The 12,949-nt window shown below is 65.2% G+C and carries 11 protein-coding genes; 4 read left to right on the top strand and 7 right to left on the bottom strand.

Annotated features, from left to right (window positions below; translation table 11 throughout):
- Nucleotides 1–28 precede the first annotated feature (28 nt).
- Together CXY82_RS09780 and rfbA are read left to right on the top strand one after the other, a co-directional pair.
- Nucleotides 29–637 (top strand): dTDP-4-dehydrorhamnose 3,5-epimerase family protein, encoded by a 609-nt coding sequence (locus CXY82_RS09780; RefSeq protein WP_104170807.1) that lies wholly within the window; start codon nt 29–31, stop codon nt 635–637.
- Nucleotides 638–639: 2 nt separating this feature from the next.
- On the top strand, nt 640–1,503 hold the full coding sequence (gene rfbA, locus CXY82_RS09775; protein ID WP_104170775.1) for a glucose-1-phosphate thymidylyltransferase RfbA: 864 nt from the start codon (nt 640–642) through the stop codon (nt 1,501–1,503).
- Nucleotides 1,504–1,558: 55 nt separating this feature from the next.
- Here rfbA and CXY82_RS09770 read toward each other — a convergent pair whose 3' ends face one another.
- The 4 genes from CXY82_RS09770 to CXY82_RS09755 all read right to left on the bottom strand — a co-directional run bounded on the left by CXY82_RS09770 (nt 1,559) and on the right by CXY82_RS09755 (nt 7,387).
- Nucleotides 1,559–2,332, bottom strand: coding sequence for an HAD-IIB family hydrolase (locus CXY82_RS09770; RefSeq protein ID WP_104170774.1), 774 nt, complete (start codon nt 2,330–2,332; stop codon nt 1,559–1,561).
- Nucleotides 2,333–2,625: 293 nt separating this feature from the next.
- Nucleotides 2,626–4,125, bottom strand: coding sequence for an HNH endonuclease signature motif containing protein (locus tag CXY82_RS09765; protein ID WP_104170773.1), 1,500 nt, complete (start codon nt 4,123–4,125; stop codon nt 2,626–2,628).
- A gap of 317 nt (nt 4,126–4,442) precedes the next feature.
- A complete protein-coding gene (locus CXY82_RS09760; protein ID WP_104170772.1) occupies nt 4,443–4,829 on the bottom strand; it encodes a hypothetical protein in 387 nt (128 codons plus the stop codon).
- A gap of 269 nt (nt 4,830–5,098) precedes the next feature.
- Complete coding sequence (locus tag CXY82_RS09755; protein ID WP_199180931.1) at nt 5,099–7,387, bottom strand: ATP-binding domain-containing protein; 2,289 nt, start codon at nt 7,385–7,387, stop codon at nt 5,099–5,101.
- A gap of 177 nt (nt 7,388–7,564) precedes the next feature.
- On the opposite strand from CXY82_RS09755, the gene CXY82_RS09750 reads away from it, so the two are divergent.
- Nucleotides 7,565–8,326 carry a hypothetical protein gene (locus CXY82_RS09750; RefSeq protein ID WP_104170770.1) on the top strand — a complete coding sequence of 254 codons (762 nt, stop codon included), beginning with the start codon at nt 7,565–7,567 and terminating at the stop codon, nt 8,324–8,326.
- Nucleotides 8,327–8,474: 148 nt separating this feature from the next.
- Here the strand turns inward: CXY82_RS09750 and CXY82_RS09745 are convergent, their stop codons facing one another.
- The gene (locus CXY82_RS09745) at nt 8,475–9,494 is read right to left on the bottom strand and encodes an LCP family protein (protein WP_158252170.1); all 1,020 of its coding nucleotides are present in this window, start codon (nt 9,492–9,494) and stop codon (nt 8,475–8,477) included.
- A 23-nt stretch (nt 9,495–9,517) separates the two neighbouring features.
- Nucleotides 9,518–10,831: a UDP-glucose/GDP-mannose dehydrogenase family protein gene (locus tag CXY82_RS09740; protein WP_104170768.1), complete on the bottom strand. Its 1,314-nt coding sequence runs from the start codon at nt 10,829–10,831 to the stop codon at nt 9,518–9,520.
- 116 nt (nt 10,832–10,947) lie between these two features.
- Here CXY82_RS09740 and CXY82_RS17315 point away from each other — a divergent pair, with 116 nt between their 5' ends.
- Nucleotides 10,948–11,094 (top strand): hypothetical protein, encoded by a 147-nt coding sequence (locus CXY82_RS17315; protein ID WP_158252169.1) that lies wholly within the window; start codon nt 10,948–10,950, stop codon nt 11,092–11,094.
- 14 nt (nt 11,095–11,108) lie between these two features.
- Here the strand turns inward: CXY82_RS17315 and CXY82_RS09735 are convergent, their stop codons facing one another.
- Nucleotides 11,109–12,854, bottom strand: a complete 1,746-nt coding sequence (locus CXY82_RS09735; RefSeq protein WP_104170767.1) for a DUF4012 domain-containing protein — start codon at nt 12,852–12,854, stop codon at nt 11,109–11,111.
- Between the last annotated feature and the right edge of the window lie 95 nt (nt 12,855–12,949).

The following is a 12,949-nucleotide window of genomic DNA, read 5'->3' as shown; positions in this document are numbered from 1 at the left end:
CCGGAAGGCGGTTGCTAGGCTGGCCAGCGTGAAGATTCGCGAACTTTCCATCCCAGATTCCTACGAAATCACACCGAAAAAGCATGCCGACGATCGCGGCGTCTTCTTGGAGTGGTACCGCTTCAACCGTCTCGAGGAGACGATCGGGCACTCTCTCAACCTGAAGCAGGCGAACACTTCGGTGTCGAAGCGCGGGGTGGTTCGCGGCATCCATTTCGCCGACGCTCAGCCCGGACAAGCCAAATATGTCACCGCCATGCACGGCGCCGTTCTCGACTACGTGATCGACCTCCGGGTGGGGTCTCCAACCTTCGGCACCTGGGACTCCGTGCTGCTCGACGACGTGGACCGCCGCGCGGTCTACATCGCCGAGGGGCTGGGCCACTGCTTCGTGTCGCTCACCGAAGACGCGGTCGTGAGCTACCTGGTGACGGATGTCTTCAATGTCTCCCGGGAACACGGCATCAACCCGCTCGACAGCGATGTGGCGCTCATTTTCCCGCCCGAGGCCGGCGAGCTGTTGCTCTCCCCCAAGGACACCGACGCCCCCGGTCTCATGGAAGCGGCCGCCAGCAGCCTGCTGCCCAGCTGGGATGAAGCCCGGGCCTACTACTCCTCGCTGAACGCGAAGAAGTAGCCATGCGAGGAATCATTCTTGCCGGCGGGTCCGGCACGCGCCTCTGGCCCATCACCAAGGGCATCTCGAAGCAGCTCATGCCCATCTACGACAAGCCGATGATTTATTACCCCTTATCAACGCTCATGATGGCCGGCATCAAAGAGATCCTGATCATCACGACGCCGGAGTACAACGACCAGTTTCGCGCTCTGCTCGGCGACGGCTCCGAACTCGGCCTGCGCCTGGAATACGCCGTGCAGGAATCGCCGGATGGCCTCGCCCAGGCGTTCATCATCGGTGAAGAGTTCATTGGCGACGAGAGCGTCGCGCTCGTGCTGGGCGACAACATCTTCCACGGCACCGGCCTAGGCACGTCCCTGCGAGGCAACGCCGACATCGAAGGCGCACGCATCTTCGCGTACCACGTCAGCGACCCCACCTCATATGGAGTGGTCGAGTTCGACAGCACCATGACGGCGCTGTCGATCGAGGAGAAGCCGGCACAGCCGAAGAGCAACTACGCGGTTCCCGGCCTGTATTTCTACGACAATTCGGTCGTTGCCATGGCCAAGACCATTGCGCCCAGCGCACGCGGCGAACTCGAGATCAGCACGGTCAACGAGCGCTACCTGAAACAGGGGCGACTGCACGTGCAGGTGCTCGACCGGGGTACCGCCTGGCTCGACACCGGAACCGTTGAATCAATGATGCAGGCGTCGGAGTATGTGCGTGTCATCGAGGACCGCCAGGGCTTCAAAGTGGGTTGCATCGAGGAAATCGCCTGGCGCGCCGGGTGGATCAGCAACATGCAGCTGGCCGAACTCGCCGCACCGCTGATCAAGAGCGGCTATGGCCGCTACCTGATGGGGTTGCTGGGCAACTGAAGCACGGCACTCTGGGGTGTCCCGAACGCGCATTCAGCGGACACCCCATTAGCCGTTAGTTTGCGAAGGCTGCCAGCTTCGGGATCAGCGTCTCGAGGAAGGCTGCGGTGTCTTCCCAGCCCCCCACGGCGAAGCACTCGACGCCGAGAACCTTTACCGGGTAGTCATTGCCGTTCTCGTCGAGGCGGTCGCCGATGAAGAGCATATCGTCGAGGGGCACGCCGGTGAGGGCGGCCAGCTTGAGCATGCCGTAGGCCTTGTCGATGCCCTGCCGGGTGATGTCGACCGAGGTGGACCCGCCCGAACGAACCTCGAGGTCGGGCAGCAGCACCTGGACGGCTTCGCGCAGAGTGTTCTTCTTCTCGCCGGTGGGGTCCCAGGCGGTCTTGGCGACCACCGGGGCGGCCTGGCCGAGGGCGGAGAAGGTGACCTGCGAGCCGCGGTCCTCGAGGATCGGGCCCCAAGTGTCGCTCTCCCAGTAGCCGAGGTCTTTCGCAGTGGCCTCGACGGCGGCGAGGGCGCGGGCCTTCTCGTCCTCGCTGAGGTACTCGGCGTAGACCTGGTTCCAGTCGCCGTCGGCGTGCCGGTAGTACTGGGTGCCGCAGGTGGGCATCAGGTGCAGGCGCGAGAGGATGTCTTCGGTCGCGGTGCCGAGGTTGTCGATCAGCTGCATGTGGAACTGAGCGATCTGCCCACCGGAGATCACGCACACGTCGACGACGCCGAGCAGGCTCACCATGAGCTCCGCCATGCGCGGGTCGATCGGTGACTTGGACGCGGCGAGCGTGTCGTCGAGGTCGAAGGCAACCAGGCGGGGAAGTGTCGTCATGTGAATTGTAATTCCTTTGTGAGGCTGAATGGAGAGGCCCAGAAGTGCGGGCCGGCGCCAGATGCGCGGCGCCGAACAAAGGTCACGGATGCGCAACGCCTGAAAAAGTGTACAACGACCCCGCTTCAGACCGTCGTTCCCTCGTGGTGACGCGATTCCGGGAACTCACGTTGATGCTGGTCGGGCCTGTCGAGACCGGTGACGCAATTCAAGGAACTCACCTTGACGCTGGTCGCGCCTGTCGAGCTGTGGGGGCGCTTCGCGCCCGGGTGGTGGCGAAAGTGGGCACGTTCTTAGGAGACCCCAGCCCGGTGCCCTCCCGCGGCCCGCCAGGTGCGGGTGGGGTCGTAGCAGTAGGGTGCCCGGACTTGGGGTTTGCCCCGGATCATGCGGATGTTCCAGCCCGACGTGTCGATGCTGTGGTGGTGGTACCAGCACAGCAGCACCCCGTTGGTGATCTCGGTTTTTCCGCCGCGGTGCCAGGGGATGACGTGGTGTACTTCGCACCAGGCGGCGGGCACGGTGCAGCCGGGAATGATGCAGCCGCCGTCGCGGGCGGCGATGGCGCGGCGCTGGGCCCGGTTGAAGAAACGATTCTCGGTGCTGAGCCTGAGGACCTCGTTCCTCAGGCCGAACACGATCTCCTGAAATCCGCCGGCGCAGAGCGCCTGCTTCACACTTGTCAGCGAGATCGGCGCTTCGACGCCGTCGATCCAGCCCACCCCGCGGTCGGCGGCCAGGTCGGCCTGGTTGACGTGGATCATGACGGTGGGGGCGGCGCCGCCCATGGTCGGGGTTCCCGGGTCACGGGTGGCGGCTTCGAACACACCGCGGAGGATGTCGGCGCGTTTCTGACCGCCGTTACGGTCGTCGCTGAGGGCCGCGGCCTCGGCGCCCGGGATCAGCTGCCCGGCCGCCATGCGCGCCTGTTCCTTGGCCGTGGGGAATGCCGGCGCCGCGTGAGCGGAGAGGTACGTGTCGAAGATGGCGTTCATGATGCCGCGGAGCTCCGACGTGACGCCGCCGCGAAGCGGGTAGAGGCCGTCACGGAAGAGCCCGAAGCCGACAGTGCTGCGGGTCTCGGCGACGGGCTCGTTGGGGGCGGTGCCGTCGGGATCGAGGCGAGCCTGCCACTGCCCCGCCATACCCCGCACCAGGTCAGCAGGAAACGCGAACCCCTCACCCGGCAGGCCCTGGGTTTCGTCGGTGGCGGCGCCGGTCGCGCTGGCCACCAGGGCGCGCTCGGCGGTGCCGAGGTCGTCGGGCGCGACCCGGGCCGCAACCTGGTCGAGGGCCGTGACGATGTTCTCGGCCGCGTCGACGCCGAGGTCCCCGGCGGTGAGGGCATCGGCCACGGCCGGGTAGAAGGGCGGCAGCATGCTGGTGCCCGCCCGGCGCGGGGTCACGTTCTCGCCCAGGCGCACCCGCCGGTTCGCCTCACGGGAAGAGACGCGGGTCAGACGAGTGATCAGGTCGATGCCGCTGCTGGCCCCGTTCTTATCCGCCAGGGACTCATGGCCCAGGATGCGGCGGCACCGCACCGAAATGTCAGCGGCAGAGGCAACCCTGGCCGCATCGACCCGGCGGCCGAGGTCTTCGACCGTGCCCAGCACCATCATCGCGTCCGCCTCGCCCAGGAGGGAGAAGGACACCGAATCCAGCACGGCCGCGGCCAGATCACGCGCCTGCTGCAACTGCTGCACGAGGGATGATTGTGCACGGGGTGCCTGCGCGAGGGAAGACACCGCCTGCGGTGAGGCGGTGGGGTGGTGCGGAGTGGGGGCTCCAGCCATGCCTTAATCGTATACGTATACGAGTGTAGAGTCAAAAGCTTCTGCACAGATATCGAAAGTAATTCGGTCGGCGCGGTGGTATTGGCCGACCACGTGCATCCGTCGGTGCGCGCCTCAGGCACCCGGGTCCCTACCGAATTCGACGGAGATTTCACCGATTTCGAGCCCAAACGGATTGCTGTGGGCCGGTTCTGAGCAAAATCTCCGTCGAATTCGTTCGGCCGGGGGCCGGCGCAGGAGTGGCGAGGCGAGGAAAGCGGCTCGCCGGGTCCCGGCAACCCCAACCACCGGGACAGGGAAACTAGCGCCCCCCTCTGCTAAGAGTCGCTGCGTCCTGAGATCGGGCTCTTCGCGAACAGTCCCAGAGTTCCTGAAACGACCGCGGTGGCGATGAGGTAGAGCGGGGCAGCGGACGACGCATTCTTGGCCGTGATGCCGCCCCAAACACACATAACCGCGATCGCGAACAGACCCACCATGAGGATGATCAGCAGAGTCGTTCGCGCCGCATCGCCCTTGGGCAACGCAGTCGCGTCCTCGATGGCTTTCGCCTTCCCAGGCGCGTCCCTCGATCTGAGGATCTCGCTGACGCCCTTCTGCATCTCATAGGAACCCAGCGACCTGAGCAGATCACCAGCGGCCCTCTGCTTCTCATTCGAATCCAGGTCTTTGGACTGTTCCATGACTACGTCGAAAGAGGCCATTTTGATTCCGATCTGTGAATTGAGAAGAGCGTTCTCAGAACGTAGGCCGATCAGCCGCCCCTTTCAATGCGTCCACTCGGGGCCGCCGCGGGGCATCCGTCGTGACGTTAACTCGGAGAATTTCGGGACACGCCGGGTTTGGCGCCACGGGGAACGGCGTGTCGCGAAAAAGTCCTTAGTTAACGCAGGGGCACGGATGCCGCAGCGCGGGTTCAGAGAATGGCTCGCCGGGTTTCCACAAGCGAAACCACCGAGCCGCGAAACCACAGCTACAGCCCCGCGGGCAACTCCCCCGTCGCCACGAGATACAGCCGTTGCGTAGGCCGCGTCATGGCCACGTACAGCGCCCCGGCGCCACGCGAGGACGCCGCCACGATACCCGCCGGGTCCACCACGATCACGGCGTCGAACTCCAGCCCCTTCGAATCCTGCGGGGTGAGCACCGCCACATCCTTGAGCAGCCCCGCAGCCCCGGCACCGACACTGACGCCCAAGGAATCAAACGCAGCAGCCAGCGAACCAACAACCCCCGCCAGCGCAGGCTCCAGCACGATCACTGCAACGGTGCCACCCAACCCCAGCGAGCGTTCCCGCCGAACAGCCTCAACAACATCCGAAACCGTCTCAATCGGCCACTCGCTCGCCCGCACCGACCGCGCCGGAGTGATCGGCAGATCGTGCGCGAGCGCCATCGACTCGGCAGCCGAAGCGATCTGGCTCGGCGTGCGGTAGTTCACGGTGAGCTCCTCGAGCCGCCACCGCGAGGCCTCGAGCGAGGAGCCGAGCAGGGGCTCGAGGGCGTCGCGCCAGTTCGACGCGGCCGCGGCCGACGCCGCCTGGGCGATGTCGCCCACGATCGTGAACGACCGCAGCGGGCCGCGCCGCAGAACCAGCCGCCACTGCATCGGCGACAGCTCCTGTGCTTCGTCGACGACCACGTGACCGTAAGTCCAGGTGCGGTCGAGCGCGGCGCGCTCGGCCGTGGTGGCCCGGTCGCCAAGCTCGGCGAAGTTGTCGGCGAGCGCCTTGGCGTTCACCAGCCCCTTCACCTCCATGTTCGAGATGGCCAACTCCGCGTTCTCCACGTCGCGCTTGCGCTGCTCCTTCTGCTCGCGCTTCTGGGCTGCGTCGACCACGTTGTACTCGCCCAGGTGCTCGGCCGCCTCGTCGAGCAGCGGCACGTCCGAGATGGTGAACTCGGCATCGCGCGGCCGGTGCAGCAGCGCGCGCTGAGCGGGCGTCCAGGTGGGGGTAAGCTGCGCCAGCCATTGCGGGCGGGCGTAGAGGTCTTGCACGAGCTTCTCGGGGGTGAGCGGCAGCCAGGCCGTGTTCAGCGCCACCCGCACGTCGTCGGCCAGGCGCAGGTCTTCGCGCAGCATGGGCAGATCAGTGTCGTCCATCGACCGGCCCTGGTCCTTCAACTGCGCGAGCCACTCCCGGGAGAGCGCGGCGAGCGCGTTCTTCACGAACGTGACCCGGGCCTCGTTGTGCGGCTTGCCGCCGGCCCGCGCTCGGTGAATCGCGGTCTCGATCAGTTGCGGCTTGAGCGTGAGCCGGTCACCGTTCACGACCAGCACTTGCGCCGACGCCGGCACCCGCTGCCGCGACCGCACGGCACGCTGAACGAGCCGGGCCATCGAGGTCTGGCCCTTGATCGCGGCGACGGCCGGGGCATCCTCTCGGGTGGCCTCGATGCCCGGGTAGAGCTGGCCCACGGATGCGAGCACCACCCCGGTCTCCCCCAGCGACGGCAGCACCGCCTCGATGTAGTGCAGGAAGGACTCCGACGGCCCCACGATGAGCACACCCGAGTTCTTCAGCCGATCCCGATGCGTATATAAGAGGTACGCCGCACGGTGCAGGGCCACGGCCGTCTTGCCGGTGCCCGGGCCGCCCTGCACGACGAGCACGCCCTTCAGGTCTGAACGGATGATGCGGTCCTGCTCCGCCTGGATCGTCGAGACGATATCGCTCATGTGCCCGGTGCGCTGGGCGGTGAGCGCGGCCAGCAGTGCGCCCTCCCCCTGGTGCTGGGTTGCCGAATCGTCCTCGAGAAGCGCGGCGTCGAGGATCTCGTCCTCGATGCGCACGATGTCCCGCCCCTTCGAGAGCAGATGCCGGCGGGCGCGGGCGCCGAGCGGCGTCGCCGCGGTGGCCTGGTAGAACGCGCTGGCCTGCGGCACCCGCCAGTCGAGCAGGATGGGCTGCAGGTCTTCGTCGCGCAGCCCTAGCCGGCCGATGTAGCGGTAGACGGAGGCACCCGTCGAGTCGGAAGAAGAGGAAGAGGAAGAGTCGGAAGCAGAGTCGGAGTCAGAGGAGTCGGCGGCCACTTCGAGCCGGCCGAACGCCAGCCGGTCGTCGACCTCGCGCAGCTGCACGATGCGGTCTTCGTAGAGGCGCGCGAACGTGTCCCGCTCGGAGCGCGACTGGTGGTTGCCGCCCACGTCGAGCCGCCGCACGGCCACGAGTTGCTGCTCGGCCTCCCGCTGCAGCGCGTCGAGACGCGCATACAGATTCGCGACATACTGCTGTTCCCGCTGAAGCTCCTGGTCGACCACGCGCACACCCCTTGAAATCCGAGCCTCAAGTTTACTCGGCTCGAGCAGGGCCGCCAGACAGGCTCTCGCGGCGCGAATAGGAGCCGTAAAAGCCCTGATCATGTCCTAGCCGAAACCTCCTTCCGGTGCTATCACTGCACCAACGGGTTTGAGTGTCTCCGACGGGAAGGCAGTCCCATGGTTCAGATGCGGGTTGCGATAAGGGCAATCGGGGCGGTCGTTCTCAGTGCAGCGGTCGTTCTCAGTCTGGGGAGCTGCGTCGTCGTCGCGGAGAGGGCGCCGGCGTGGAAGATCACGATCAGCCAGGCTTTGAAGAAACTCGAGCCAGTCGGGAACGAATTCGGCACGATGAAACAGCCGGCACCACTAGACGATCTGGCAGGTGGCCTCAAAGCTGCGCCGGCTCAGGGGCTCACCGCGGCCGAGGCCGACATGATCGCGCGTGCCGACGCGATCGTGCTGTTCTGGAAGGAGGTCACGCGGGTTTCCACCTTTGCCGGTATGGTGGCGGAATTCATCCCCGAGGACGCGATCAGGTTGGTAAGCCTGCGCCTTGCTCCCGACTCACACCCTGATTTCGTGAGGCACGTGAACGGAGTGGCCGACAAGGCGCTCAAAGGCCTCACCTGCAACATGGCGCACGAACGCCTGGACCTCGCCGGACAGGACGCCGTCGCTGACCTCCCCCTGACCTATGACCCGGCTGTCGGGTTCACAAACGAATCCGTACTCCCTTATTTCGATGCGAACCTGGCCGCACTGGGCTACGACCTGAATGCTGTCGATGAGACCTTCGACGCCTACGGTTTCTCTATCGACGCCATCGGCAGAGCCTCAGAATGGACAGACGCGATCACGGGAGTAATCGAGTCCCCTGATCAGACGACCCAGCGCGCCTATGTCTACTACATTCGGCTCTGCCTCATGCCCGCGCGCTGATAGGCAGTGCCGGGGTCCGCAACGTGGTGAGTGCCCCGCGCACAGTGCCCCCCACCCCGTGAAATCCGGCACAAATCCACAGGTGTCGAGAACGCCACCGGCCAGAATCCCAACAAGCTGACCACGACCCCGCCAGGCTCGTGGCCCCTTACTCCATCGTCTGTAGCTCCGGCTGGTACGAGTCGAGGGTGTCCGTCTGAAACCCCTGCTGCACTTCCTTCAACTTGTCTTGGTCAATGACGACGATCGACTGGCCGTCGGGCGAGGTACCGGTGCCTGTCGTCGGCAGGGTGAAGAACGTGACGTCACCCACGCGCACGTCGCGTAGCTCCACGGCCAGGCCGGCTACGTAGGCCGAGTTCAGCCCCTCGTCAACGGAGAGATAGGGAGCAATCGCGCCGACCAGATCGCTGATCCTGGCCGGGTTGGTGAGGGTTTCCGCCGTCAGCGACTTGCCCAGCACGGCCTTGATGAAGGCCTGCTGGTTGCGGGCCCGCTGAAAGTCGCCGTCCGCGAAGGCGTACCGTTCCCGCACGAACGCCAGCGCCTCCGTGCCGTTCAACCGTTGGGTTCCCTCGGCGAAGTAGCGCCCCGGCAGCGAGGACGAGTCGAAGGCGACCGGATTGTCGATGTCGACGCCGCCCAGGGCATCCGTGATGCCCTTGAATCCGGTGAAGTCGACGATGGCCACATGGTCGATGCGCGCACCGAGAAGACCCTCGATGGTCTGCACGGCCAGGGGAACCCCACCGTAGGACATGGCGGCGTTGATCTTGGCCTCGCCCTCACCCGGAATGTCGACCCAGCTGTCACGCATGATCGACATGACATAGATGTTCTCGCGGTTCGCCGGCACGTGCACCACCATGATGGTGTCCGAGCGCTGGCCGGTGAGGTCGGTGATGGACCCGTCGTTCGCTCCCCGGGTGTCAGAGCCGAGCAGGAGGATGTTCTGCCCGGTTGCCCCGTCACCGGTTGCCGCGTCACCGGTTGGCGCCGGCGGCCGTGACGTCTCGTCGGGGAACACGTCGGGGATCTTCACGGTCTGGCTATCGAAGGTGTTGCTAAGAGTCCAGGCGTAGACGCCCGCAACCCCGCCAACCAGCAGAACGACGGCGGCGATGGCGATGAGCGCGATCCGCCACCCTCGGCGTTTCGGCTTTGTCACCGAAGCATGAGAAAGGTCGGCCATCAGGGCCGACCGAGCCCCAGGTAGGTCCAGCCCGCAGCACGCCAAGCAGCAGCGTCAAGAGTATTTCGACCGTCAATTATTATGGGCACACGAACCAGAGTAGCCGCCCAGACCGGGTCAATCTGCTTGAACTCCGCCCACTCGGTCACCAGCACGACCGCGTCCGCGTCACGCAGGGTCTCCTCGATGCTGGTCGAATACGTGAGTTGCGGATGCCGCAGGCGCGAGTTCTCGATTCCCTGCGGGTCGGTCGCCATCACGTCGGCGCCGAGGCCCCGCAGCTGCACGGCCACGTCGAGGGCCGGCGAGTCCCGCACGTCGTCGGAGTGCGGCTTGAAGCTGAGCCCGAGCACGGCCACCTTGGCCGTGTAGACGGGCTTGTCGAGGGCCTGCAGGGTCATCGCGACCACCCGTTGCCGCTGACGCATGTTGATCGCGTCGACCTCCTTCAGGAAGGAGACCGACTCGCCCCGGCCGAGTTCCTCGGCACGGGCGGTGAAGGCTCGGATGTCCTTGGGCAGGCAACCGCCGCCGAACCCGACGCCGGCGTTGAGAAAGCGGCGACCGATGCGGTTGTCGAACCCGATGGCGTCGGCCAGCTCGGTGATGTTCGCCCCGGAGACGTCGGCGATCTCGCTCATGGCGTTGATGAAACTGATCTTGGTGGCCAGGAACGCGTTCGCGGCGACCTTCACGAGCTCGGCCGTGGCGTAGTCGGTCACGATCAACGGTGTCTCAGTGGCCATCGCCGACGCGTAGACCTCGTTCAGTAGCGCCGTGGCCCGCTCTCCGGCCGCGCCGGTCGGCACCCCGTAGACGAGACGGTCGGGGCTGATGGTGTCTTTCACGGCGAAGCCCTCGCGCAGAAACTCGGGGTTCCAGGCCAGTGTGGCCCCGCTGCCGGATGCCTCGATCACCCCGGCAAGGCGGCCGGCGGTTCCGACCGGAACCGTGCTCTTGCCTACGACTAGGTCGCCGGCGCCGAGGTGAGGCAGCAGCGACTGCACAGCCGCGTCGACGTGGCTGAGGTCGGCGGCGTGGCTGCCGGCCTTCTGCGGGGTGCCGACGCCGATGAAATGCACCTGCGCGCCGGCGGCATCGGCAATGTCGGTGCTGAAGCGTAGCCGACCCGACGCCATGGCCGAGGTGAGAATCTCGGGCAGGCCCGGCTCGTAGAACGGCGGTTTGCCCGCAGCCAGCTGGTCGATCTTCCGGGCATCGATGTCAATACCCACCACGTCGTGGCCCAACTCGGCCATCGCCGAAGCGTGCACGGCCCCGAGATAGCCACAACCGATCACGGACAGTTTCATATCGCATTCACCACGACTGAAGCCTAGCCTCGGGCACCAGACGAGGCAGCCTAACCCCCTCCTTTGGGGGCGCAGAGCAACGATTCGGGTGTCACCGCAGCGGTACAGTAAAAATTGTGACGAAAATCCGGCCTGAGCAGATGGGCCACAAGGCATTATTGCGACGAGGTCGCAGCACCAAGGGACTGCAGTACGCCTTTCTGGCCGTCGCTGCGGTTTCCGCCAGCGTCATCGGCTACGCCGCCTTCGCCATCGGCCTGTAGGGACGACGCCCCGCCTACCCCGCCGCGACGGTGGCGCAGTCGAGGGGCAGATCCGAAACGGTCGTGGGGTTCACCATTGGGGTGACCTCAGCCTCAAGCGCCTTCGTTCCGGTTCCGGCCGCCACAACGTCGAGTGTCATCTTCGACGTGGCACCGGGCTCCATGCTCACGATCAGCTTCGCCACCGGGTAGTCGGTGTCGTGAAAAGATTCCAGCTGCACCGCTGCCCCGTCAACCGTCGCTCCTACGATCTGCGACCCGGGCGGGGCGTAGAGCATCACCAACATTCGTTGAACACCCGGGGTCGTCCCCTCCCTCATATACTGCCCGAGAATCGACGGGCTGATCGATGTCGCCGCATCGGCTGGCAAACCGTTCGTGAGGTCGACGCCAATGCGGTATGACGCCTTCCCGTCGGCGCGGCACACTGCCTGCCCCAGACTTACTGCCTGCTGTAAGTAGTAGTTCATCTTCGAGCCGACGTTTTCTTGGAGGTAAACACCGACCCGGTCGGCATTTTTGTCGCTCTTGGGCAGCGGCCCGTCTGCTCCCAAGGACTCGAAGGTAGCCTGTTCTTCCTCCTTTGGACTCCAGAACAGTATTCGGCGTTCGCCGACAGCTTGAGTCAGTGCCGACATCAGTGGCGCCGGATCCGCACTTCCGCTCGAAAGCGCGTCGAAGGTTTTTTCGACGATCTCCGCATAGACCGCGTCCTGCGCTGAATTGTCGGCACCCGAGTCTTCTGTCCAGTAGCGCATGTAGACCCCGTTGAGGAGCAGGGCGGCAAGATTCTCACTCGTCAGAACGTCGCCGGTCGACAATGGGATCGGCGCGGTTGCACGCAGCAGATAACCGAGTGCAACCGGATCAACTGAAATCACGCCGTCAACGGTTACACCGAACTGACGCTTCCACATTTCCTGGGCGACCTCGGCCGCGCTCTTGAAGCTTGGCCGCACCGTGACATTCGACATAGCTCGGCCGAATTCCGAACCGTACAGAGCTGAGACCCCGTCCGGCATCGGCAAGACGGAATCGGGATAGTACGCGAAGTTCCCAAGACCTGCAGGAACGGCACTTCCGAGAGAGACGCGCCCCTTGTCCATCGTGACGAGGGCAAACGAAAGAGAGGTTCCACCAAGCGCGCGTGCTTCAGCGTTGTTCTGGAAGACGATGAGGTAGTTGCGGGGCGTGCTTGCGCCCAAAGCGTCTGGCATGATTCCAAGCAACTCGTTTGCGGATGTGAGCGTGGGCGCAATGTCTGCCAGGAGTCCGTCGAGCTGCTTGACAGCACTCTTAATTTGGCCCACGGTCGAGGTGGTGTCTATCGCGTTGACGCTATCGCTCGCTGCAGAGATTTCATTGCTGGCCTGATCAACGGTTGCGCCCGCCTTGATAAGTGGCTCTAGGTTGACTGCTCCGTCTCGTGGCTTAAGGGTCGTCGGGCCCAAGGCCGAGGCGAGGCTGGCCAACGGCTGCACCGCCCCGGACGTGACGTCATCGGCGATGCCCGCGAGCTCCCGTACGGCCACTAGATTCGGCCCAATGAACGGCACGCTTTCCGTCGCCCTCCACACCGGGTCACTTGTCAGTTCCCGTGCCCGAGCCGTGTGTGACGCCATGGCCTTTGCACTCGCCATAGCCGAAGACGAGTCGCGCGCGACAACCTGCGCCCTGATCGTGGCCGCGAGCGGAATGGCTTCTTCCAGCTCCCCTTTAGCCATAAGACCTCGCCCACCGACCCAACTGCCAAGGATCATTAGCGAAGCGAAGGCAATCGCGGCCCAAAACCACCACCGCCGATAAATACGCAATCTCGTGTCTAGGTTACGTCGCCGCGCTCTCGGTGCAGGGA

The sequence above is a fragment of the Cryobacterium sp. M23 genome, from assembly GCF_002929655.1.
GTDB classification, from domain to species: domain Bacteria; phylum Actinomycetota; class Actinomycetes; order Actinomycetales; family Microbacteriaceae; genus Cryobacterium; species Cryobacterium sandaracinum.
The sequence above is the reverse complement of the archived record's forward strand: the minus strand, read 5'-3'. Positions and strand labels throughout refer to the sequence as shown.

Bases quoted from the DNA above. Each gene is read 5' to 3' on its own strand.
- rfbA (WP_104170775.1), top strand. From the start codon at position 640: ATGCGAGGAATCATTCTTGCCGGCGGGTCCGGCACGCGCCTCTGGCCC.
- CXY82_RS09770 (WP_104170774.1), bottom strand. From the start codon at position 2,332: ATGACGACACTTCCCCGCCTGGTTGCCTTCGACCTCGACGACACGCTC.
- CXY82_RS09765 (WP_104170773.1), bottom strand. From the start codon at position 4,125: ATGGCTGGAGCCCCCACTCCGCACCACCCCACCGCCTCACCGCAGGCG.
- CXY82_RS09760 (WP_104170772.1), bottom strand. From the start codon at position 4,829: ATGGCCTCTTTCGACGTAGTCATGGAACAGTCCAAAGACCTGGATTCG.
- CXY82_RS09750 (WP_104170770.1), top strand. From the start codon at position 7,565: ATGGTTCAGATGCGGGTTGCGATAAGGGCAATCGGGGCGGTCGTTCTC.
- CXY82_RS09740 (WP_104170768.1), bottom strand. From the start codon at position 10,831: ATGAAACTGTCCGTGATCGGTTGTGGCTATCTCGGGGCCGTGCACGCT.
- CXY82_RS09735 (WP_104170767.1), bottom strand. From the start codon at position 12,854: ATGATCCTTGGCAGTTGGGTCGGTGGGCGAGGTCTTATGGCTAAAGGG.